Origin of the sequence: Escherichia sp. Lx600-2 (assembly GCF_036662595.1) — a bacterium.
Lineage (GTDB): Bacteria > Pseudomonadota > Gammaproteobacteria > Enterobacterales > Enterobacteriaceae > Escherichia > Escherichia coli.
The window spans coordinates 34,126-57,448 of record NZ_JAYQWM010000019.1 but is presented as its reverse complement, the minus strand read 5'-3'; the positions used below and the strand labels follow the sequence as shown (position 1 = coordinate 57,448).

Below are 23,323 nucleotides of genomic sequence, written 5' to 3'. Positions count from 1 at the left end.
ATTCGGCGATATTTTTTTCAAGACAGGTTCTTACTATGCATTCCACAGAAGTCCAGGCTAAACCTCTTTTTAGCTGGAAAGCCCTGGGTTGGGCACTGCTCTACTTTTGGTTTTTCTCTACTCTGCTACAGGCCATTATTTACATCAGTGGTTATAGTGGCACCAACGGCATTCGCGACTCGCTGTTATTCAGCTCGCTGTGGTTAATTCCGGTATTCCTCTTTCCGAAGCGGATCAAAATTATTGCCGCAGTGATCGGCGTGGTGCTATGGGCGGCCTCTCTGGCGGCGCTGTGCTACTACGTCATCTACGGTCAGGAGTTCTCGCAGAGCGTTCTGTTTGTGATGTTCGAAACCAACACCAACGAAGCCAGCGAGTATTTAAGCCAGTATTTCAGCCTGAAAATTGTGCTTATCGCGCTGGCCTATACGGCGGTGGCAGTTCTGCTGTGGACACGCCTGCGTCCGGTCTATATTCCAAAGCCGTGGCGTTATGTTGTCTCTTTTGCCCTGCTTTATGGCTTGATTCTGCATCCGATCGCCATGAATACGTTTATCAAAAACAAGCCGTTTGAGAAAACGTTGGATAACCTGGCCTCGCGTATGGAGCCTGCCGCACCGTGGCAATTCCTGACCGGCTATTATCAGTATCGTCAGCAACTAAACTCGCTAACAAAGCTACTGAATGAAAATAATGCCTTGCCGCCGCTGGCTAATTTCAAAGATAAATCGGGTAACGAACCGCGCACCTTAGTGCTAGTGATTGGCGAGTCGACCCAGCGTGGACGCATGAGTCTGTACGGTTATCCGCGTGAAACCACGCCGGAGCTGGATGCGCTGCATAAAACCGATCCGAATCTGACCGTGTTTAATAACGTAGTTACGTCTCGTCCGTACACCATTGAAATCCTGCAACAGGCGCTGACCTTTGCCAATGAAAAGAACCCGGATCTGTATCTGACGCAGCCGTCGCTGATGAACATGATGAAACAGGCGGGTTATAAAACCTTCTGGATCACCAACCAGCAGACGATGACCGCTCGCAATACCATGCTGACGGTATTTTCGCGCCAGACCGACAAGCAGTACTACATGAACCAGCAACGTACGCAGAGTGCGCGTGAATACGACACCAACGTGCTGAAGCCGTTCCAGGAAGTGCTGAATGACCCTGCGCCGAAGAAACTGATCATCGTTCATCTGCTGGGGACGCATATCAAATACAAATACCGCTACCCGGAAAATCAGGGCAAGTTTGATGGCAATACCGATCATGTTCCGCCGGGATTAAACGCGGAAGAGCTGGAGTCATATAACGATTATGACAACGCTAACCTGTATAACGATCATGTGGTTGCCAGCCTGATTAAAGACTTTAAAGCAGCAGACCCGAACGGTTTCCTGGTTTACTTCTCTGACCACGGTGAAGAGGTTTACGACACGCCGCCTCATAAAACCCAGGGGCGTAATGAGGACAACCCGACGCGTCATATGTACACCATTCCGTTCCTGCTGTGGACGTCAGAAAAATGGCAAGCGACTCATCCGCGTGATTTCTCGCAGGATGTTGATCGTAAATACAGCCTTGCGGAACTGATCCACACCTGGTCAGATTTAGCAGGCTTATCTTACGACGGTTACGATCCAACCCGTTCAGTGGTGAATCCGCAGTTCAAAGAAACTACCCGCTGGATTGGTAACCCGTACAAGAAAAACGCGCTGATCGATTACGACACGCTGCCGTATGGCGACCAGGTAGGTAATCAGTAATTATCAGCCAGGCGCTATTTGCCGGATGCGACGCTTGACGCGTCTTATCCGGCCTACAGATCGCGGCGGTAGACTGGATAAGGCGTTTACGCCACATCCGGCAATACAACTGCCGCAATGTTTACATCGAACTCCCCTCAGGCCACACTTTTCAGGTGGCCTTTTTTAATAATGCCAGTTACTGTTTTCCTGTCTACATACCTAAGGGAATAACATGTATCACGACGTCAGCTATCTGCTCTCCCGCCTGATCAACGGCCCGCTGTCCCTGCGCCAGATTTACTTTGCCAGCAGTAACGGCCCGGTGCCCGATCTTGCGTATCAGGTCGATTTTCCACGGCTGGAAATTGTGCTGGAAGGTGAGTTTGTTGATACCGGCGCTGGAGCAACGTTAGTTCCCGGCGATGTGCTGTACGTTGCCGCTGGTGGCTGGAATTTTCCACAATGGCAAGCCCCCGCTACTACCTTTAGCGTGCTGTTTGGCAAACAGCAACTCGGCTTCAGCGTCGTGCAATGGGATGGCAAACAATATCAAAATCTGGCGAAGCAACACGTCGCCCGACGCGGCCCACGCATAGGTTCTTTTCTGCTACAAACGCTCAATGAAATGCAAATGCAGCCGCAGGAGCAGCAAACGGCAAGGCTTATCGTCGCCAGCCTGCTTAGCCACTGCTGCGATTTGCTTGGCAGCCAAATCCAGACCGCCTCACGCAGCCAGGCACTATTCGAAGCTATTCGCGATTATATCGACGAACGCTATGCCTCCGCGCTTACCCGCGAATCTGTCGCACAGGCATTCTATATTTCACCAAACTATCTCTCGCACCTGTTTCAAAAAACGGGGGCCATTGGTTTTAACGAATACCTGAATCACACGCGACTGGAGCACGCTAAGACGTTATTGAAAGGCTATGACCTGAAGGTAAAAGAAGTGGCGCACGCCTGCGGCTTTGTCGACAGCAACTACTTCTGCCGTCTGTTTCGTAAAAACACCGAACGCTCGCCGTCGGAATATCGCCGGCAGTACCACAGCCAACTGACAGAAAAACCGACTACTCCAGAATAAGATGGGTTTGCTGCGGCGCAGAAAGCACTTTGCGCACCGCGCTCATTACCCGCTGCGGCTCACGCAGGAATGCGTAGATGCTGCATTGCACATAGCGGCAATGTTCAAATCGCTCGGCACCGGCAAGCTCGATATCCGTAATCAACAGAGCAACATCCGCCCGACGGATATCCTCGTCCGCTAAACGATTCTCCGTTCCCAGCGCGCCCTGAGTTTCAATGCTGACTCCCCACTTCTCTAACAGGCACAACTTTTCCAGCCGTTCCGCCGCCATATAAGTATGCGCCACGCCACTGACGCAGGCGGTTACTGCCACCAGGTATGCCATTTTAACCTCCCACGGTAACCTGAAATCCGGCCCGTTCTGCCATTTCGCGCATCGTTGTCACATCGGCTGACGACGGCGCAGGCACCTCTTTCATCGACCATGTTTTCCCCAGCAGGCGGTATTTCGGTTCGCCGTACTGATGAAACGGTAACAGATGGATCTGCCTGATTTTCAGCGGGATCAGTACATCCAGCGCCTGCTGCATATTCTCCAGGCTGAGCGTGAAACCAGGGATCAGCGGTAAACGCGGGATCACGTTGACACCCTCACTCACCAGCAAACGCAGATTCTCCATCACGCGTGGCAGGTTCATCTTCACCACATCCCGCGCCTGAGTCGCATCCATGATTTTTAAATCGAACAACACTTCATCGCACAATTTCGCCAGTGGTAACAGCTTGCTGGCTGGTGCGTCTCCGGCAGTTTCAATGGCACATGACACACCCCACAGCCGCAGTCGCTGTAAAAAACGGGTAGCAAACTCCGCCTGCATTAACACTTCGCCGCCAGAAAGCGTGACGCCGCCGCCGGACGTGCGAAAGAAAATGTCATCTTTCATCACTTCCCGTTCCAGCGCGTCAAGGCTGATATCGCGACCAATCCGTTCAAACGCCCCGGAGGGGCATTCATCCGCATCACGCAAACATTTCGCACAGTGCAGACATTTCGCCTCTCTGCGTACCGTCTGGATTTTGCCGGAGATCGACTCCGGATTAGCACACCACGGGCAAAGATGTGGACAGCCTTTAAAAAAGACCACCGTACGAATGCCCTCGCCGTCATTCAGTGAATAACGCTGAATGTTGAAAATGCGCGCCACATCATTGCGGCGCGTTTCCACAACGTTACAGCTGATGCGCTGTCCGGCGGATGATGTCATCCTGGATCTCCTTCGACAGTTCGACAAAGAAGGCGCTGTATCCGGCAACGCGCACCACCAGCCCGGCATAATCTTGTGGGCGCTGTTGCGCTTCCCGCAACGTGTCGGCGTTCACCACGTTAAACTGAATATGCTGCAACTTAAGCTGGGTAAACGCTCGTAAGAAGTCGGCCAGTTTGCGTAATCCCGCTTCACCTTCCAGGGTCGCCGGAGTGAATTTCACGTTCAGCAACGTACCGTTAGACAGCAGCGTGTTATCGAGCTTACTGACTGACTTCAGTACCGCTGTTGGCCCTTGTGCGTCCTGGCCCAGCATGGGTGACAAGCCGCCGTCTGCCAGCTGTTCTCCGGCAAAACGACCGTCTGGCGTCGCGCCAACCACCGATCCCAACGGGACGTGAGCAGAAACGGTATACGATCCCGGCGTGAAGTAACCGCCGCGCGGGTTCTGGTATTTTTCCACTTCTTTGCAGTAGTGGCGCAACAGTTCGGCGCTAATGTTATCCACCTCGTCGATATCGTTACCGTATTTCTCAAAGCGGTTAATTAAGCGAGCGCGGACTTTTTCGCCTTCTGGCGTTGCAAAGTTGGCTTTTAATACCGACAGCAATTCGTCAAAACTTAAACGCTGTTGATCAAAAACCATCCCTTTCAACGCATGGAGAGAATCGCTCAGGTTGGCGATACCGATCCCCTGTACGCCGGAGAAGTTATAACGCGCGCCGCCATCGGTAATATCGCGACCTTTTTCCAGACAATCGCTGATAAAAGACGAGAGCAGCGGTACAGGTGCCCAGTCGCGATGGCCGATATCACAAATATTGCTGCCCTCAACCATCAGGGTGATGTAGTGGCTGATCTTGGCGCGGATCTGCTCCAGTAAACCTTCATAAGTCAGCGCAGCATTGCCTTCATTTTCATGCAGGCAGATTTCCATCACTTTCAGCAGATTAAACATCGCGATGTCATGCAAGCCGTAGGTTCTGCCGGGAATAGATAATTCCACACAGCCTACTACGGAATAGTCGCGCGCATCTTCCAGCGAAACGCCACGGTTGAGGAACGCTGGCACCACCACTTCATCGTTGAAGATTTGCGGAATACCGGTACCGAGGCGAATGGTTTCTGCGGTTTTCATCAGGAACGGCGTGTCGATCAAGGCGTTAGTGCGCACACCGAGGTTCGGTTGCGGTAATTGCACGCTTTGATAAGCGTCAAGGCAAAGGAACGAAAGCACGTTCACCGCGCTACGTCCGTTCTCGGTTAACCCGCCGAGCAGTGCGGTATAGCCGGTCGGGAAACCTGCGAAATAGCGCGCGCTACTGGTGGAGCGCAACAGCACGATGTCGTTGCATTTCACCCATAAAGATTCGAGCAGTTCTTTCAGGAACGCCGCATCTTCGCCCTGGGTTAATGATGCCTGATAGAACGGCAACATATACTGGTCGAAGCGCCCCAACGATAGCGAACTGGCGTTGGATTCGTATTGCAGAATGATGTTCATGTACCAGAATAACTGGCACGCCTGCCAGAACGTCTGCGGCTTATGTTCGGCGTTATGGCGGGAGATCTCCGCAATAGTCAGCAGTTCTTCGCGACGCTGGGCATCAGTGCAGCTTGCCGCCATCGTTTCCGCCAGTTCGGCGTAACGCAAAATGTGTTTCTGCGAGGCTTCGAGCAGTAACAGCGCTGCCTGATAAAAGTGATTCTCCGGCTGTTGCTGACAATGTTGCTGCATTTGCGCTACCAGCTCACCCAGCCCGTGATTCAGCAGGCGCGGGTAATCAATAATAATGTGCCCCTGGCCTTTATCCGTCTGGTTGATGCTGAAAATCTGCGTGCTGGTCGCGGCTTTTACTTCATCCGTCATCTGCCCGTTGATGAAATCTTTCATCGAACGTTTTTCCCAGTACGGGAACAACTCTTCGCGGTAGATACGTTTATCTTCTTCGCTGATAGCAAAGCGGTCCTGCGGACGCGTCGGGAATTGATCCAGCTCTTTCAGCAGCCAGTAAGGGTCCATTTCCGGCGACATAATCCCGGCGCGTGGTTTCACCGTGCGGTTACCGGCAATCAGTTCTTCATCACGAATCGAAATTTCAACATGTTCAAGGATATACACTGTTGCTTTCGCCCGGCGCAATATCACCGGTTCGCCTTCGGTTTGCCGATGGCTGGCGGTATAAAGCAGCGCACGCTCCAGCGAGATTTCACGGGTATTGGCAAACAGTGCAGTTTTGAGGCGAGAGATACGATTCGTCATGAGGAACTCCTGTGGGAAAGCGAACCCGCCCTTGCGAGCGGGAGAAGAACTTAAGCGGTTTGCGCCAGGTGAGCTTCAATTTTGCTCATAATGGCGTCAGCGCGTTTTACCGCGTCGCTGATGTTGACGCGCACAATGGTCTTGCCAGCAAAACGCTCTTCAAACTTGATGCCGATATCTTTGGTCAGAATCACCATATCGGCGCTCGCCACATCTTCCGCAGTCAGTTCGTTTTCCAGACCAATCGAGCCCTGGGTTTCTACTTTCACTTCCCAGCCTTTCGCTTTCGCGGCACTTTCCAGCGCCTCTGCCGCCATATAGGTATGGGCAACACCTGAAGGACATGCGGTTACTGCAATAATTTTCGTCATGGCTCGTTCCTCAATTAATTAATTTCAAAATCCAAATCCAGGTCGTCTTCTTTTTCATCAGTCGAAGCCCCATTTTTACGCGCCAGACTTTTCAGCACGTTCACACAAACAGCCGTCACAACCGCCCCGACAGCCACTGCTGCGATATAACCCAACTTACCTTCAACCACCGGCAGCACAATCAGACCACCCCAGCCTGCATAGCACTGCGCACCGACCAGCGCCGCAGTTACTGCACCACAAACTGAACCGACCATGATGGAAGGAATAACACGCAGCGGATCGGCAGCGGCGAAAGGAATCGCCCCTTCAGTAACGCCAACGCACCCCATCACCAGCGCCGCTTTACCAGTTTCGCGCTCTTCTGCGGAGAAATTTTTACGACCAATCAGCGTCGCCAGCCCCATCCCCAGCGGCGGGATACAAATACCCACGGCAGCAATGGCCACCACGGTATAAACACCCTGAGCAACGCAAATCAGCATGAAGGCATAGGCCACTTTGTTAACCGGACCGCCCATATCGAACGCCAGCATCAGACCCATGATCACCGCCAGCATAACAATGCTGCCCTGCTGCATCCCCTGAAGCCACTGAGTCAGGCTGTTGGTCAACGCCCCTACAGGCTCGCCCAAGCCCCACATCATGATGCCTGCGGTAATCAGTGTGCCGACGATAGGAATGATGAAGATAGGCATCACCGAGCGCAGAACTTTATGCACCGGAATTTTCTTCAGGTAATGCACCACGATGCCGCCGATAATCCCGGCGATCAGTGCACCAAAGAAGCCCGCACCAAAGCTGTTACCAACCCAGGCACCGATAGCGCACGGAGCCAGCGCAGAACGCTCTGCAATGGAGTAACCAATGTAAGCGGCGAGGAAAGGCACCATCAGCGTCAAACCCGCAACGCCGATATCAAACAGTTTTTTCAAATTCGGATCGGCTACGGCATCCGGCACTGCGCCTTTGCCATACAACATGACGGAAACCGCCAGCAAAATACCGCCCGATACCACGAAGGGAATCATGTGTGAAACGCCCGTCATTAAATGCTGACGGGTATTTTTCAGGATCTGCACCAACTCATTCATAAGCTGCTCCCGGGCTTGCGAAAGCCCATGTCCATATTTTTGATGGAGGAAACAATAGGCAATCGCAGGCGGAGCAAACAGTGGATAAAAAGGCCATTTACTGGACTTTTGTAATATCAGTACAAAAATGCGATCCGCCTCATAACTTGCGATAATCCGGAAGCATGCCGCAAAACGGCGTCTTGTGAGACGCGTCGCAAATTGACGGTTACATTACATTTGTCCAGCTTTTGGCAGATTTGTCACATGGCAGGCCGTTGCCGTGCGCTCTTATCCTGTAAACAGAAAACCGTACCGGGAGAGAGGCAATGGCCCTGATTGTGGAATTTATTTGTGAGCTACCTAACGGCGTACATGCACGTCCGGCAAGCCACGTTGAAACGCTGTGTAATACTTTTTCATCACAAATTGAGTGGCATAACCTGCGCACTGACCGCAAGGGCAACGCCAAAAGCGCCCTTGCGCTGATTGGCACCGACACGCTGGCGGGCGATAACTGCCAGTTACTGATTTCCGGGGCCGACGAACAGGAAGCGCACCAGCGTTTAAGCCAATGGCTGCGCGATGAATTCCCCCACTGCGATGCGCCGCTGGCGGAAGTTAAATCTGACGAACTGGAACCACTGCCGGTTTCACTGACCAATCTGAATCCGCAAATTATCCGCGCCCGCACCGTGTGCAGCGGTAGCGCAGGCGGCATTCTGACGCCGATCTCTTCTTTAGATCTCAATGCGCTGAGTAATCTTCCCGCAGCCAAAGACGTTGACGCCGAGCAATCCGCACTGGAAAACGGCCTGACGCTGGTACTGAAAAACATAGAGTTTCGTCTGCTGGATAGCGACGGTGCCACCAGCGCGATTCTGGAAGCTCACCGATCCCTGGCTGGCGATACTTCCCTGCGCGAACATTTACTGGCAGGCGTCAGCGCCGGATTAAGCTGCGCCGAAGCAATTGTTGCCAGCGCGAATCACTTTTGCGAAGAGTTCGCCCGTTCCAGCAGCAGCTACCTGCAAGAACGTGCCCTGGACGTACGCGATGTCTGCTTCCAGCTGCTTCAGCAAATCTACGGTGAGCAACGCTTCCCGGCACCGGGCAAACTGACGCAGCCCGCCATTTGTATGGCTGATGAACTAACCCCCAGCCAGTTCCTCGAACTGGATAAAAATCACCTCAAAGGTCTGTTACTGAAAAGTGGCGGCACCACCTCACATACCGTAATTCTTGCCCGTTCGTTCAACATTCCGACACTGGTTGGTGTAGATATTGATGCCCTTACTCCGTGGCAGCATCAAACGATTTATATCGACGGCAACGCCGGGGCGATTGTGGTTGAGCCAGGGGAAGCCGTAGCTCGTTATTATCAGCAAGAAGCCCGCGTACAGGACGCCCTTCGTGAGCAACAGCGTGTCTGGCTGACCCAACAAGCCCGTACCGCTGACGGTATCCGCATTGAAATTGCCGCTAACATCGCTCACTCCGTGGAAGCGCAGGCCGCATTCGGCAATGGTGCGGAAGGCGTTGGTTTGTTCCGCACTGAAATGCTCTATATGGATCGCACCAGTGCACCGGGCGAAAGCGAGCTGTACAACATTTTTTGTCAGGCGCTGGAGTCCGCCAACGGACGCAGCATTATTGTGCGCACTATGGATATTGGCGGTGACAAACCCGTTGATTATCTGAACATTCCCGCAGAGGCAAACCCGTTCCTTGGTTATCGCGCCGTGCGTATTTATGAAGAGTACGCGTCGTTATTTACCACACAACTACGGTCGATTCTCCGTGCCTCCGCTCACGGCAGCCTGAAAATCATGATCCCGATGATCTCTTCAATGGAAGAGATCTTATGGGTGAAAGAAAAACTGGCGGAAGCCAAACAGCAACTGCGTAACGAACACATTCCGTTTGATGAGAAGATCCAGCTCGGCATCATGCTGGAAGTGCCGTCGGTGATGTTCATCATCGATCAATGCTGCGAAGAGATTGATTTCTTTAGTATTGGTAGTAATGACCTGACGCAATATCTGCTGGCAGTGGATCGCGATAACGCTAAGGTTACTCGTCACTACAACAGCCTGAATCCGGCATTCTTGCGGGCGCTCGATTACGCCGTGCAAGCGGTGCATCGCCAGGGCAAATGGATTGGTCTGTGCGGTGAGCTGGGAGCGAAAGGTTCCGTGCTGCCGTTGCTGGTCGGCTTAGGGCTGGATGAACTCAGCATGAGCGCACCATCAATTCCGGCGGCGAAAGCGCGGATGGCGCAACTTGATAGCCGTGAGTGCCGCAAGTTGCTCAACCAGGCAATGGCCTGCCGTACTTCGCTGGAAGTGGAACACCTGCTGGCGCAATTCCGCATGACCCAACAAGACGCACCGCTGGTCACCGCCGAGTGCATCACACTGGAAAGCGACTGGCGCAGCAAAGAAGAAGTACTCAAAGGCATGACCGATAACCTGCTGCTGGCGGGCCGCTGCCGCTATCCGCGTAAACTGGAAGCCGACTTGTGGGCGCGCGAGGCCGTTTTCTCTACCGGTCTGGGCTTTAGTTTTGCCATTCCCCACAGCAAATCAGAACACATTGAGCAATCCACCATCAGCGTAGCGCGTCTGCAAGCGCCGGTGCGCTGGGGCGATGATGAAGCGCAATTCATCATTATGTTAACCCTGAACAAACACGCTGCGGGCGATCAGCATATGCGCATTTTCTCGCGCCTCGCTCGCCGCATCATGCACGAAGAATTCCGTAACGCGCTGGTTAACGCCGCCTCTGCCGACGCTATCGCCAGCCTGCTGCAACATGAACTGGAACTGTAAAAGGAAACATCATGGAACTGTATCTGGACACCGCTAACGTCGCAGAAGTCGAACGTCTGGCACGCATATTCCCGATTGCCGGGGTGACAACTAACCCAAGCATTATCGCTGCCAGCAAGGAGTCCATCTGGGAAGTGCTGCCGCGTCTGCAAAAAGCGATTGGTGATGAGGGCATTCTGTTTGCTCAGACCATGAGCCGCGACGCGCAGGGGATGGTGGAAGAAGCGAAGCGTCTGCGCGACGCCATTCCGGGCATTGTGGTGAAAATCCCGGTGACTTCCGAAGGTCTGGCCGCCATTAAGATGCTGAAAAAAGAGGGTATTACTACGCTTGGCACCGCAGTGTACAGTGCTGCACAAGGGTTACTGGCCGCGCTGGCAGGGGCAAAATACGTTGCTCCGTATGTTAACCGCGTAGATGCCCAGGGCGGGGACGGCATTCGTACGGTTCAGGAGCTGCAAGCGCTGTTAGAAATGCACGCACCAGAAAGCATGGTGCTGGCGGCCAGCTTTAAAACGCCGCGTCAGGCGCTGGACTGTTTACTGGCAGGATGTGAATCCATCACCCTGCCCTTAGATGTAGCGCAACAAATGCTCAACACCCCTGCGGTAGAGTCAGCTATAGAGAAGTTCGAACACGACTGGAATGCCGCATTTGGCACTACTCATCTCTAAAGGAGCAATTATGGACCGCATTATTCAATCACCGGGTAAATACATCCAGGGCGCTGATGTGATTAATCGTCTGGGCGAATACCTGAAGCCGCTGGCAGAACGCTGGTTAGTGGTGGGTGACAAATTTGTTTTAGGTTTTGCTCAATCCACTGTCGAGAAAAGCTTTAAAGATGCTGGACTGGTAGTAGAAATTGCGCCGTTTGGCGGTGAATGTTCGCAAAATGAGATCGACCGTCTGCGTGGCATCGCGGAGACTGCGCAGTGTGGCGCAATTCTCGGTATCGGTGGCGGAAAAACTCTCGATACTGCCAAAGCACTGGCACATTTCATGGGTGTTCCGGTAGCGATCGCACCGACTATCGCCTCTACCGATGCACCGTGCAGCGCATTGTCTGTTATCTACACCGATGAGGGTGAGTTTGACCGCTATCTGCTGTTGCCAAATAACCCGAATATGGTGATTGTCGATACTAAAATCGTCGCTGGCGCACCTGCACGTCTGTTAGCGGCGGGTATCGGCGATGCGCTGGCAACCTGGTTTGAAGCGCGTGCTTGCTCTCGTAGCGGCGCGACCACCATGGCGGGCGGCAAGTGCACTCAGGCGGCGCTGGCACTGGCAGAACTGTGCTACAACACCCTGCTGGAAGAAGGCGAAAAAGCGATGCTTGCTGCCGAACAGCATGTAGTGACTCCGGCGCTGGAACGCGTGATTGAAGCGAACACCTATTTGAGCGGTGTTGGTTTTGAAAGTGGTGGTCTGGCTGCGGCGCACGCAGTGCATAACGGCCTGACCGCTATCCCGGACGCGCATCACTATTATCACGGTGAAAAAGTGGCATTCGGTACGCTGACGCAGCTGGTTCTGGAAAATGCGCCGGTGGAGGAAATCGAAACCGTAGCTGCCCTTAGCCATGCGGTAGGTTTGCCAATAACTCTCGCTCAACTGGATATTAAAGAAGATGTCCCGGCGAAAATGCGAACTGTGGCAGAAGCGGCATGTGCAGAAGGTGAAACCATTCACAACATGCCTGGCGGCGCGACGCCAGATCAGGTTTACGCCGCTCTGCTGGTAGCCGACCAGTACGGTCAGCGTTTCCTGCAAGAGTGGGAATAACCTACTCCAAACTCCCGGCTTGTCCGGGAGTTTGAACGCAAAATTGCCTGATGCGCTACGCTTATCAGGCCTACGCAATCTCTGCAATATATTGAATTTGCGTGCTTTTGTAGGCCGGATAAGGCGTTCACTCCGCATCCGGCACTCTGTGCCAGTAATCTGAAACTCCCACGTTGTTCAGGAGTTTTTTATCCGCTTCTGGACATTTTCTCTACAGAACAATCGTTATCCCGGAAGGTCGAATCTGTGACTCTTATTTTCACGGACGAAACAGATGAAAGCTTCACTGGCGCTGGTCAGCCTGCTAACGGCATTTACCAGCCACTCCTTAAAATCTCCCGCCGTTCCACCAACCGTGGTACAAATCCAGGCCAATACCAACCTTGCCATCGCAGACGGTGCCAGACAGCAAATCGGCAGCACGCTATTTTACGATCCGGCGTATGTGCAGCTTACCTATCCTGGCGGTGATGTCCCGCAAGAACGCGGGGTATGTTCCGATGTGGTGATCCGTGCATTGCGCAGCCAGAAGGTCGATTTGCAGAAACTGGTGCACGAAGATATGGCGAAGAATTTTGCCGAGTACCCGCAAAAATGGCAGTTAAAGCGCCCGGACAGCAACATCGATCACCGTCGGGTGCCTAATCTGGAAACCTGGTTTACCCGCCACGATAAAACACGCCCCATCAGCAAGAACCCCAGTGACTATCAAGCGGGCGATATTGTCTCCTGGCGATCAGATAACGGGCTGGCACATATTGGGGTGGTTTCAGATGGCTTCGCCCGCGACGGTACGCCGCTGGTGATACATAACATTGGCGCAGGTGCGCAGGAAGAAGATGTGCTGTTTAGCTGGCGGATGGTGGGGCATTATCGTTATTTTGTTAAATAAGAGATCGCCCCACATGAAGAAAAAATTCAGATGCTTTTTACACTGACGGCTTCTTTTTTCTTACGGCTCACCAGCGCCAGTGCCAGCACAATCAGCACAATACCGCTACCTTCAACGGCCCCCGGATTCTCACCGAGCAGCCACCAGGAAAAGAGTACGCCGCAAACGGGAACGGCCAGTGTGCTTAAGCTGGCGATACTGGCAGGCAAGTTTTTCAATACAAACAACCATAAGCTCCACGCCAGTGCCGTCGCCAGAATCGCACTGTAGGCCAGCGCCCAGAACACAGTGGGCTGCCAGTCAATTTCACGTTGCGGCACCAGTAAAGCGACCACACTCATCACCAGCGCCGCATAGAGCATCTGCCAGGATGTTAACGACAATAAATCCACGCGCGGATGACGGGCATACAGACGTTTAGCAACAATCGCGCTCGCCCCCCAACTAACACCGGAGAGGATTGCCAGCATGGCACTTTTCATCGAAGAGAAATCGAGTTGCCACGGCTGCAACACCAAAAATAAGCCGAAAGCGGCAATCAGAATCGCGAAATATTGCCCACGTCGCAGGCGTTCACCGAGAAACACCGCAGCGAAAATCACCACCCAGAACGGCATGGTATAGCTCAGGATCGCCACCTTCCCCGCTCCGCCGCTGACCAGCGCCCACTGCGCCAAGCCAACCATCCCGCAGGTTTGTAACAGGGCAATGGCTAAGGTGTATTTAAACGGTGTCGGGCGCATTCCGCGACCACGTAATAAAAGGACGATGAATAAAACGAGAGCGCCGAAAATGCAGCGTAAGGCGGTAAAGTCGAAGGCACCGATGTAGCTGGTGACTTGCTTCATGAAAATCCAGCTATAACTCCAGATAAGTGTGAGCACAACCAGGCCACTGATTGCCAGTGGGTTGCTCTTTCCTGCGGCAGACATGAGAGATCCAGTGTGTAGTTTTCCTGTGGACACTATACGCCGGTAAAGAAACTTCAGCGACTGCCTGAAAGGCAGTCGCTGAAGAAGGTCAGATTACAGCAGGTCGAAACGGTCGAGGTTCATCACTTTCACCCATGCAGCCACGAAGTCTTTAACAAACTTCTCGTGAGCATCGCTGCTGGCGTAAACTTCAGCCACCGCACGCAGGACAGAGTTAGAACCAAATACCAGATCCGCACGGCTGGCAGTGTATTTCACTTCGCCGGTTTCGCGGTCACGACCTTCAAACAGCTCTTTCGATTCGTCGGTCGCTTTCCACTCGTAACGCATATCCAGCAAGTTCACGAAGAAGTCATTGCTCAATACGCCAACGCGGTCAGTGAAGACGCCGTTTTTGCTGCCATCGAAGTTGGCCCCCAGTACACGCATCCCGCCCACCAGCGCAGTCATTTCCGGCGCGGTCAGCGTCAGTTGCTGTGCTTTGTCGATCAGCAGTGACTCGGTGGTGGAAACATCCAGACGAGCGCGATAGTTACGGAAACCGTCAGCAATTGGCTCCAGCAGTTCGAACATCTCAATGTCAGTCTGATCCTGACGCGCATCAACGCGACCCGGCGCAAACGGTACATGAATGCTCAAACCAGCGGCGCTTGCGGCTTTCTCAACGCCAACCACACCTGCCAGCACGATGATATCCGCCAGCGAGGCTTTACCAGACTCTTTCTGAATTTTCTCCAGAACTGGCAGCGCACGAACGGCTGCGGCGTTCACATCCCAGTCGCGCTGCGGCATTAATGCCAGACGTGCACCATTGGCACCACCACGTTTGTCGCCACCACGGAAGGTAGAAGCAGACGCCCAGGCCACCGATACCAGCTCGCTGACAGACAGACCAGAATCCGCAATCGCGAATTTCAGATCGATAATGTCCTGCTCGGTCGGGTTGTAGATCGGCTGCGGCAGCGGATCTTGCCAGATCAGATCTTCTTTCGGTACTTCCGGCCCGATGTAGCGAGATTTCGGCCCCATATCCCTGTGCGTCAGTTTGAACCAGGCACGGGCAAAGGCTTCATTGAACGCCTGCGGATCGTTGAGGAAACGACGAGAGATCTTCTCGAACTCAGGATCAAAACGCAGCGTCAGGTCGGTCACCAGCATTGTCGGTTTACGTTTCTTCGACGGATCAAACGGATCCGGGATAATTTCCGGTGCGTCTACCGCTTCGAACTGGATTGCGCCAGCCGGACTGCGGGTCTGTACCCACTCATATTTGAACAGGTTCTCGAAGAAATAGTTGCTCCACTGGGTCGGCGTCTGGGTCCAGACTACTTCCAGACCAGAGGTAATGGCATCTGCGCCAACGCCGCTGCCGTATGTGCTCGCCCAACCTAAACCTTGTTCTTCAATCGGTGCAGCTTCTGGATCAGGACCTACATTTGATGTCGGACCAGCACCGTGGGTTTTACCCAGCGTATGACCACCCGCAATCAGCGCCACTGTTTCTTCGTCGTTCATACCCATGTTGCCGAAGGTTGCGCGGATAGCTGCTGCCGCAGAAAGCGGTTCGCCGCTGTGATCAGGGCCTTCCGGGTTAACGTAAATCAGGCCCATCTCGGTTGCGCCCAGCGGTGCTTTCGCCAGCGCTTCCGGATGACGGTGAGTCAGCCAGGCTTTTTCATCACCCCAGTTAACATCCAGATCCGGTTCCCAGACGTCTTCACGACCGGCACCAAAACCGAAGGTACGGAAGCCGGAGTTTTCCAGCGCCACGTTACCCGCGAGGATAAACAGGTCGGCCCAGGAGATTTTCTGACCATATTTCTGTTTGATTGGCCACAACAGGCGACGTGCTTTATCGAGGCTTACGTTATCCGGCCAGGAGTTCAGCGGTGCAAAACGTTGCTGACCACGACCCGCGCCGCCGCGTCCATCGATTGAACGGTAAGTACCCGCGCCGTGCCAGGCCATACGAATAAACAGACCGGCGTAACTGCCCCAGTCGGCAGGCCACCACGGCTGAGATTCTGTCAGCAGGGCTTTCAGATCTTTTTTCAGGCCGTAGTAATCTAATTTGCTGAATTCTTTGCGGTAGTCAAAGTCCTCACCCAGCGGGTTAGAACGATTAGAATGTTGGTTTAACAGGTCAACACGGAGTTGATTTGGCCACCAGTCGCGAGTGGTTGTGCCCGCCCCCGCGCTCTGGTCGTGACCGCCCTGATGGAATGGGCATTTGCCAGTGGCTGTCGTGTTATGGATATCGTCTGACGTGCTCATCAATGTGCTCCCCTCTACAGTGTTACCGTTACGATACACAGCGTTAGAGAGAAGTTATAATTGAATTAATCCACGGATGCGATAGTTGAGATCTTACATATTGTTGGTTAAAGAGATGTAGATCAAATTGATCGTAATTAAGCTTTTTTGATTATGTCCGAATTCGGACAAATGCTTTATAAAAAAGGGTTTTAGCTTCATATCCTTCAATTAATGAGGGAGAAAACAAGGCTGATAACCTTATTTTCCCGCCCTCATTTCGAGGCAGCATTTTGTGCTCTGTTTAAAATTTGTGATCACTGTGTGATTTTCACAAAAGCCACACTATTTATAAACCAGGTCGAACCCCCAGCGTATGGCAAATCGCGTAACTCATTTCAGCACGGTTAAGCGTATAGAAGTGGAAATCTTTCACTCCTTCACGGCTTAAAATCTTCACCATATCCATGGCAATATTCGCGCCAACCAGTTTGCGGGTTTCGGCATCATCATCCAGGCCGTCGAACATTTGCGCCATCCACGCCGGAATACGCACGTTGGTCATATCGGCAAATTTCTTCGCCTGTTTAAAGTTAGATACCGGCAAAATTCCCGGAATAATTTCCACATCAATGCCCGCCGACACACAGCGGTCACGAAAACGCAGGTAGCTTTCGACATCAAAGAAGAACTGAGTAATCGCGCGGTTGGCTCCGGCATCGACTTTGCGTTTCAGGTTAAGCAAATCCGCCTGAGCGCTTTTTGCTTCTGGGTGAACTTCCGGATACGCCGCCACGGAGATATCGAAATCTGCCACTTCTTTTAACAGCGTCACCAGGTCAGAAGCATACATTTCTGGCTTACCACTTCCCGGCGGCAGATCGCCACGCAGCGCCACGATATGACGAATACCGTTATTCCAGTAGTCGCGTGCAATGGTGCGCAGCTCGTCGGGCGTCGCATCAATGCAAGTAAGATGCGGTGCCGCTTCCAGACCAGTGCGATCTTTAATGCCTTTAATAATGCTGTGCGTACGGTCGCGCTCGCCGGAGTTCGCGCCATAGGTCACCGATACAAACTTCGGTTTCAGGCTGCTAAGGCGATCGATGGAGTTCCACAGGGTCTGCTCCATTTCACTGGTACGCGGCGGGAAAAACTCGAACGAAACGTTAATCTGCCCCTGGACTTCTGCCAGACTCTGATTCAGGGCATCCCGCTGGCTGGCGTGAAAAAAGCTCATACCTTACCTCATCAATCGCTTGTCGTTATATGTTGTGTTGTGCACATCTATCCGTTTAGACGTCCAGATGTAAAGATGAAGGAAAAGCCGAAGGGCGTCAACCGAAAAATGACCAATGATGGTGAGGAAAAATCAGGGAAGATGAAAAAACTTCAGGATGGTAAGAAAAAGAAAATCCGGTATGCAAAGCAAACCGGACTGCAAATATTAACTAACCATGTACTTATTGCTTCTTGCCGGATTCGTCGTAAACGCTTCATCCGGCCTAATCCTATGATAATTCAATATATTTCATTAGAAACCATAGACCCGAAAACATGAGTACCGGGCATTATTAAATTTCTGAAATTACAACAACTGTGCCAGCCGGTTGATATCCGACTGAATCGCCCCGGCGGTGACGTCGCGCCCCGCGCCAGGCCCACGGATCACCAGCGGGTTGTCGCGATACCAGCGGCTTTCGATGGCAAAGACGTTATCGCACGGCAGCAGTGATGCCAGCGGATGGTCTTCACGCACCGCCTCCACGCCCACACGCGCTTTGCCGTTGGCATCGAAACGCGCCACGTAGCGCAGCACCAGTCCCATTTCGCGGGCCGCTTCCAGCCGTTGCACCATCTGCTCGTTAAGTTCATCGCCATTTTCAAAGAAATGGTCGATGCTGCCGCCTTCGCAATGAGCAGGCACCAGCGATTCCACACGTACCTGGTCCGGTTCAATGTTGTAACCCGCTTCACGCGCCAGAATCACCAGCTTGCGCATTACGTCTTTGCCGGAGAGGTCGTCACGCGGATCAGGCTCGGTTAAGCCCTGCTGCCACGCCTGATCCACCAGCTCGGTAAACGGCACGCTACCGTCGAATTGCAGGAACAGCCAGGAGAGCGTGCCGGAGAAGATCCCACTGATCGACAAAATAGTATCGCCGCTGTCGATCAGATCGCGCACGGTATGGTTGATCGGCAAGCCCGCACCGACGGTGGCGTTGTATAGCCAGTGACGCCCGGTTTTTTCGAAGGCGTCGTGGATCTGGCGATATTTATTGCTGTCGCTTGCTCCCGCCAGTTTGTTGGCACTGATGACGTGGAAACCGTGGCTGGCGAAATCAAGATACTGGTCAGCCAGCTGCTGGCTGGCGGTAACGTCCAGCACCACTAAATCATCATACGGATGGGCGCGCATCCACAGGAACAACGACTCTTCATCCTGCTCGACCGCTTCATCGTTGAAGAAGGCTAACGCGCGGCTGGCGTCCAGCCCGTCATAACTCAACAGACTGCGGCGGCTGTCCACCACGCCTGCCAGCACAAATTCAAAGCCGGTACGCGCCGAAAGCGTGCTCTGCTCGCGGGCGAACAGTTCCAGCCAGCGGGAGCCGATATTGCCTTTGCCGAACAGCACCAGGCCGATGCGTTTTTCTGCGCGGAAGACGGACTGATGCAGGCCCTGAATCAGGCTTTCGGTCGGGCCGGTGCGCAGTACTGCCACCAGGCTGATGCCGTCATCGGACTGCCAGGTAAACTCGACCGGCTGGCCTTTCAGTTGCTGCCAGAAGCGGTGGCAATGCAGCGGGTTACGGGTGACACCCGCCCCGACCATCGCCACCAGCGCCAGCCCCTGACGCAGGCGCAGTTCGCCAGGTAATCCCGCTTCGTCGAGGATTTTCAGCGCACTGTCGGCCACTTCTGAGGTGTAGCAAAATTGCAGCAACTGGCGATCGTTATGCACGCCAACCGCCAATGGACGCACCTGGGCACGTTTCAGGATCTGGTCGATCTCTTTATGCGCCAGTTTGAAATCCTGGCTGGTGGGCACCTGAAACTCAATCAAGCAGACATCATCGTGGCTGGTGACAATACGCGCACCAGTACCGGAGGCCAGCACGCGTTCAATGCGCGTGGAGCCTTGATCCGGCGTGTAGCTACAGCGCAGCTGCAGGTCGATTTCGCTACCGGATACTGGCTGTAAAGTACGGGCGTGAAGAACGGGAGCCGCCAGACGCGCCAGTTCGCTGGCCTCATCCAGACGCAGCAACGGCAGCAGGCAGGCATCTTTCACTTTACGCGGGTCGGCACTGTATACCCCGGCGACGTCGCTCCAGATGGTTACACGAGAAACACCCGCCAGCGCACCGATTTGTGTCGCGGAATAGTCGGAACCGTTACGCCCCAGCAGCACCGTTTCACCGGCGTTGTTACGGCTGATAAACCCGGTCACCACCAGACGTTTACCCGGATGTTGTACCAGTAGCTGTTGCAGCAACGGGTAAGAAAGCCCTTCATCAACCTGCGGTTGCGCAGCGCGTTCAGCGCGTAAAAACTCGCGGGCATCAAGCCAGGCCGCTGGCAGCCCTTGTTGATTAAGCACCGCAGACATCAGGCGCGCCGACCACACTTCACCGTGGCCCACTACTTCCGCATACACTGCGTCGTTAATACCGCTGTCGAGCAGCGCCGCCAGGCGCTCAAGATCGCTGACAAAAGCGCTAATGAGGCTATCGGCTTCTTCGGCGGGTAGCAGGCCGCTAATCAGATCGCACTGATAGCGACGCAGCGTTTGTTGAACCTGATGCGCAGAGAGACGATCGGTCTGGCTTAGTTTCAACCAGTTAATCAACTGGTTAGTGGTGCTACCGGCGGCGGAAACCACCATCATATCGTCAGGCTGAGAGTACTCCGCCATAATGCCCGCGACACGCAAATAACACTTCACATCAGCCAGACTACTGCCACCAAATTTATGCAGCTGACGACCTTTCGCCCCTGCCTGCGCAATCACACTCATTTTTACCCCTTGTTTGCAGCCCGGAAGCCATTTTCCAGGTCGGCAATTAAATCTTCGCCATCTTCAATACCGGTGGAGATACGCAGCAGCGTCTCGGAGATCCCGGCGGCAGCACGCGCTTCTGGTGCCATGCCTGCATGTGTCATGGTTGCGGCGTGAGAGATTAAACTTTCCACTCCCCCTAACGATTCCGCCAGCGTAAACAACGACAGCCCGCCCAGGAAACGACGCAGCGTCTGCTCATCGCCATCCAGTTCAAAACTCAACATTGCGCCAAAGCCTTTTTGCTGACGCGCGGCAATTTCATGCCCCTGATTTTCCGGCAGCGACGGGTGATACAGTTTTTTCACCAACGGCTGGGTTTGCAGATATTTCACAATCGCCTGCGCGTTGCGCTGCGCCAGCTCCATACGCGGCACCAGCGTTCGCAACCCGCGTAGCAGCAGATAGCTGTCAAACGCGCCGCCCGTCACGCCAATATTGTTTGCCCACCAGGCAAGTTCAGTGACAACGTCCGGGTCTTTAGCAATCACCACGCCAGCCACCACGTCAGAGTGACCGTTCAGATATTTCGTACATGAATGCAACACCAGATCGGCACCCAATGCCAGCGGATTTTGTAATGCCGGGCTTAAGAAGGTGTTATCCACCACGCTCACCGCCCCGACTTCCCTTGCCAGATGGCAGATTTTCGCAATATCCACGACGCGTAACAATGGATTACTTGGGCTTTCTACCAGTACCAGTTTGGGGTTTTCTGCCAGCGCTGCCCGTAATGCCTGTTCATCGCCTTGATCAACAAACAACACGCGATAGCAACCGCGTTTCGCCAGGCTGTCGAACAGGCGATAGCTACCGCCGTAGCAGTCGTGCGGCGCAACCAGCAGATCGCCAGGTTTCAAAAAGACGGTCGTTACCAGGTGAATCGCGGACATGCCGGTATTAGTAAGTACTGCACCAGCACCGCCTTCCAGTTCTGCCAGCGCACGCTGAACCACATCGCGCGTTGGGTTGCCGCGACGCGAGTAATCATGCGCGCGCGGTTCATTAAATCCGGTAAAGTTATAGGTGCTGGAAAGATGGATGGGAGGGACAACGCAACCATACTGTTCGTCGTCATTTAACCCGCTACGCACTGCGATGGTGGCCTGTTTACGCGTCATGTGATGAAGTTCCCTGGGCTTGGTCGGTGAAATGTCAGGCACCAGAGTAAACATTGTGTTAATGGACGTCAATACATCTGGACATCTAAACTTCTTTGCGTATAGATTGAGCAAATCCCAAATAGCCGTTAAAATTATATGCATTATCACGCCGACAGATGCATTACACGATGTCACGGTAACGCCTGTACGGTAAACTATGCGGGTTTACGGTCAGTACCCACATAAATTGTGTGGTCTGGTCTCAATTTATTGACGAAGAGGATTAAGTATCTCATGGCTGAATGGAGCGGCGAATATATCAGCCCATACGCTGAGCACGGCAAGAAGAGTGAACAAGTCAAAAAGATTACGGTTTCCATTCCTCTTAAGGTGTTAAAAATCCTCACCGATGAACGCACGCGTCGTCAGGTGAACAACCTGCGTCACGCTACCAACAGCGAGCTGCTGTGCGAAGCGTTTCTGCATGCCTTTACCGGGCAACCTTTGCCGGATGATGCCGATCTGCGTAAAGAGCGCAGCGACGAAATCCCGGAAGCGGCAAAAGAGATCATGCGTGAGATGGGGATTAACCCGGAGACGTGGGAATACTAAAGCGGAAAAGAGCGGCGCGGAGTGGAATCGCCTGATGCGCTACGCTTATCAGGCCTACGTCATATTGCAATTTATTGAATTTGCACGAACTTGTAGGCCGGATAAGGCGTTCACGCCGCATCCGGCATAAACAACGAGCACGTTGTCTGCGACCCACCGCTTTTTATACATGGACGTTTAACGATGAAATACAGGCTACTGATCCTCAGTCTGCTGGTTTCTGTGCCTGCATTTGCCTGGCAACCACAAACCGGCGACATCATCTTTCAGATCTCTCGCTCATCGCAAAGTAAAGCCATCCAACTGGCGACCCATTCCGATTACAGCCACACCGGTATGCTGGTGATGCGTAACAAAAAGCCCTACGTTTTTGAAGCGGTCGGCCCGGTGAAATACACCCCGCTCAAGCAGTGGATTGCCCATGGTGAAAAGGGCAAATACGTTGTTCGCCGCGTTGAAGGCGGACTCAGTGTTGAACAACAGCAAAAACTGGCGCAAACGGCGAAACGTTATCTCGGCAAACCGTATGACTTCAGCTTCTCATGGAGCGACGATCGCCAGTACTGTTCGGAAGTGGTGTGGAAGGTTTATCAGAATGCGCTGGGAATGCGCGTGGGCGAACAGCAGAAGTTGAAAGAGTTTGATCTCAGCAACCCGCTGGTCCAGGCGAAGCTCAAAGAACGCTACGGCAAAAATATTCCGCTTGAGGAAACGGTAGTTTCACCACAAGCCGTTTTCGACGCGCCACAACTCACCACGGTTGCCAAAGAGTGGCCGCTGTTTTCGTGGTGATACGACCAAAATTCAGGCACAAAAAAAGCGCCGTGCGGCGCTTTTTTCGGAAATCCGGTCTTATTTGCTGCCCGGGATGTTGAAACGCTTGTTGAAGCGGTCAACACGGCCACCGGTAGCAACATCACGCTGTTTGCCAGTAAAGAACGGGTGGCACTTGCTGCACACGTCGAGGTTCAGGTCATGACCAACGGTGGAGCGGATTTTCATTACGTTACCGCAAGAGCAGCTAGCAGTAATTTCTTCGTATTTCGGGTGAATATCTTTTTTCATGGGAAAACCTCGGTTTAAGGCCGCGTCGCTCTTC

20 protein-coding genes are annotated in these 23,323 nt (G+C 53.4%); 9 read left to right on the top strand and 11 right to left on the bottom strand.

Going from position 1 to position 23,323, the window contains the following annotated elements; all coding sequences use genetic code 11:
- Positions 1 to 35 precede the first annotated feature (35 nt).
- Both OQV04_RS09680 and OQV04_RS09675 read left to right on the top strand, forming a co-directional pair.
- On the top strand, positions 36 to 1,769 hold the full coding sequence (locus tag OQV04_RS09680; RefSeq protein ID WP_032281965.1) for a phosphoethanolamine transferase CptA: 1,734 nt from the start codon (positions 36 to 38) through the stop codon (positions 1,767 to 1,769).
- A 214-nt stretch (positions 1,770 to 1,983) separates the two neighbouring features.
- Positions 1,984 to 2,835 (top strand): helix-turn-helix transcriptional regulator, encoded by an 852-nt coding sequence (locus OQV04_RS09675; RefSeq protein ID WP_032281964.1) that lies wholly within the window; start codon positions 1,984 to 1,986, stop codon positions 2,833 to 2,835.
- On the opposite strand, the gene OQV04_RS09670 is transcribed toward OQV04_RS09675, so the two are convergent.
- From OQV04_RS09670 to OQV04_RS09650, 5 genes are read right to left on the bottom strand one after another with little or no spacing between them, the layout of a single operon-like run.
- Positions 2,822 to 3,163, bottom strand: coding sequence for a PTS fructose-like transporter subunit IIB (locus OQV04_RS09670; RefSeq protein ID WP_000323846.1), 342 nt, complete (start codon positions 3,161 to 3,163; stop codon positions 2,822 to 2,824). The genes OQV04_RS09675 and OQV04_RS09670 overlap by 14 nt on opposite strands.
- 1 nt (position 3,164) lies before the next feature.
- Positions 3,165 to 4,043: a [formate-C-acetyltransferase]-activating enzyme gene (locus tag OQV04_RS09665; RefSeq protein WP_032281963.1), complete on the bottom strand. Its 879-nt coding sequence runs from the start codon at positions 4,041 to 4,043 to the stop codon at positions 3,165 to 3,167.
- Positions 4,009 to 6,306 (bottom strand): formate C-acetyltransferase, encoded by a 2,298-nt coding sequence (locus tag OQV04_RS09660; RefSeq protein WP_032281962.1) that lies wholly within the window; start codon positions 6,304 to 6,306, stop codon positions 4,009 to 4,011. Before OQV04_RS09660 ends, OQV04_RS09665 begins: the two co-directional genes overlap by 35 nt.
- A 50-nt stretch (positions 6,307 to 6,356) precedes the next feature.
- The gene (locus OQV04_RS09655) at positions 6,357 to 6,677 is read right to left on the bottom strand and encodes a PTS fructose-like transporter subunit IIB (protein ID WP_000161265.1); all 321 of its coding nucleotides are present in this window, start codon (positions 6,675 to 6,677) and stop codon (positions 6,357 to 6,359) included.
- A 14-nt stretch (positions 6,678 to 6,691) separates the two neighbouring features.
- Positions 6,692 to 7,771: a PTS fructose transporter subunit EIIC gene (locus tag OQV04_RS09650; RefSeq protein ID WP_001004445.1), complete on the bottom strand. Its 1,080-nt coding sequence runs from the start codon at positions 7,769 to 7,771 to the stop codon at positions 6,692 to 6,694.
- Positions 7,772 to 8,079: 308 nt separating this feature from the next.
- Between OQV04_RS09650 and ptsP the strand changes: the two genes are divergently transcribed.
- From ptsP to OQV04_RS09630, 4 genes are all read left to right on the top strand, one after another.
- Positions 8,080 to 10,581 (top strand): phosphoenolpyruvate--protein phosphotransferase, encoded by a 2,502-nt coding sequence (gene ptsP, locus OQV04_RS09645; protein ID WP_032281960.1) that lies wholly within the window; start codon positions 8,080 to 8,082, stop codon positions 10,579 to 10,581.
- A gap of 11 nt (positions 10,582 to 10,592) precedes the next feature.
- Positions 10,593 to 11,255: a fructose-6-phosphate aldolase gene (gene fsa, locus OQV04_RS09640; protein ID WP_000424845.1), complete on the top strand. Its 663-nt coding sequence runs from the start codon at positions 10,593 to 10,595 to the stop codon at positions 11,253 to 11,255.
- A 10-nt stretch (positions 11,256 to 11,265) separates the two neighbouring features.
- Positions 11,266 to 12,369: a bifunctional L-1,2-propanediol dehydrogenase/glycerol dehydrogenase gene (gene gldA, locus OQV04_RS09635; protein ID WP_032281959.1), complete on the top strand. Its 1,104-nt coding sequence runs from the start codon at positions 11,266 to 11,268 to the stop codon at positions 12,367 to 12,369.
- A 274-nt stretch (positions 12,370 to 12,643) separates the two neighbouring features.
- Entirely contained in the window at positions 12,644 to 13,261 is a 618-nt protein-coding gene (locus tag OQV04_RS09630) for a DUF1287 domain-containing protein (protein ID WP_088375573.1), read from the top strand.
- Between the two features lie 26 nt (positions 13,262 to 13,287).
- Here OQV04_RS09630 and yijE read toward each other — a convergent pair whose 3' ends face one another.
- The 3 genes from yijE to metF form a co-directional block, all read right to left on the bottom strand.
- Entirely contained in the window at positions 13,288 to 14,193 is a 906-nt protein-coding gene (gene yijE, locus OQV04_RS09625) for a cystine transporter YijE (RefSeq protein WP_032281957.1), read from the bottom strand.
- Between the two features lie 93 nt (positions 14,194 to 14,286).
- Positions 14,287 to 16,467, bottom strand: coding sequence for a catalase/peroxidase HPI (gene katG / locus OQV04_RS09620; protein WP_001297636.1), 2,181 nt, complete (start codon positions 16,465 to 16,467; stop codon positions 14,287 to 14,289).
- A 328-nt stretch (positions 16,468 to 16,795) separates the two neighbouring features.
- Positions 16,796 to 17,686 (bottom strand): methylenetetrahydrofolate reductase, encoded by an 891-nt coding sequence (gene metF, locus OQV04_RS09615; RefSeq protein ID WP_000007523.1) that lies wholly within the window; start codon positions 17,684 to 17,686, stop codon positions 16,796 to 16,798.
- A gap of 75 nt (positions 17,687 to 17,761) precedes the next feature.
- Between metF and OQV04_RS09610 the strand changes: the two genes are divergently transcribed.
- Positions 17,762 to 18,007 (top strand): hypothetical protein, encoded by a 246-nt coding sequence (locus OQV04_RS09610; RefSeq protein WP_000660587.1) that lies wholly within the window; start codon positions 17,762 to 17,764, stop codon positions 18,005 to 18,007.
- 27 nt (positions 18,008 to 18,034) lie between these two features.
- Here OQV04_RS09610 and metL read toward each other — a convergent pair whose 3' ends face one another.
- Together metL and metB are read right to left on the bottom strand one after the other, a co-directional pair.
- Positions 18,035 to 20,467, bottom strand: a complete 2,433-nt coding sequence (metL, locus tag OQV04_RS09605; protein WP_000110783.1) for a bifunctional aspartate kinase/homoserine dehydrogenase II — start codon at positions 20,465 to 20,467, stop codon at positions 18,035 to 18,037.
- Between the two features lie 2 nt (positions 20,468 to 20,469).
- Entirely contained in the window at positions 20,470 to 21,630 is a 1,161-nt protein-coding gene (gene metB, locus OQV04_RS09600) for a cystathionine gamma-synthase (RefSeq protein ID WP_000197201.1), read from the bottom strand.
- A 276-nt stretch (positions 21,631 to 21,906) separates the two neighbouring features.
- Here metB and metJ point away from each other — a divergent pair, with 276 nt between their 5' ends.
- Positions 21,907 to 22,224, top strand: coding sequence for a met regulon transcriptional regulator MetJ (metJ, locus tag OQV04_RS09595; RefSeq protein ID WP_000852812.1), 318 nt, complete (start codon positions 21,907 to 21,909; stop codon positions 22,222 to 22,224).
- Between the two features lie 183 nt (positions 22,225 to 22,407).
- Positions 22,408 to 23,016 (top strand): YiiX family permuted papain-like enzyme, encoded by a 609-nt coding sequence (locus OQV04_RS09590; protein ID WP_000877403.1) that lies wholly within the window; start codon positions 22,408 to 22,410, stop codon positions 23,014 to 23,016.
- 60 nt (positions 23,017 to 23,076) lie between these two features.
- Here the strand turns inward: OQV04_RS09590 and rpmE are convergent, their stop codons facing one another.
- Positions 23,077 to 23,289, bottom strand: coding sequence for a 50S ribosomal protein L31 (gene rpmE, locus OQV04_RS09585; RefSeq protein ID WP_000710769.1), 213 nt, complete (start codon positions 23,287 to 23,289; stop codon positions 23,077 to 23,079).
- Between the last annotated feature and the right edge of the window lie 34 nt (positions 23,290 to 23,323).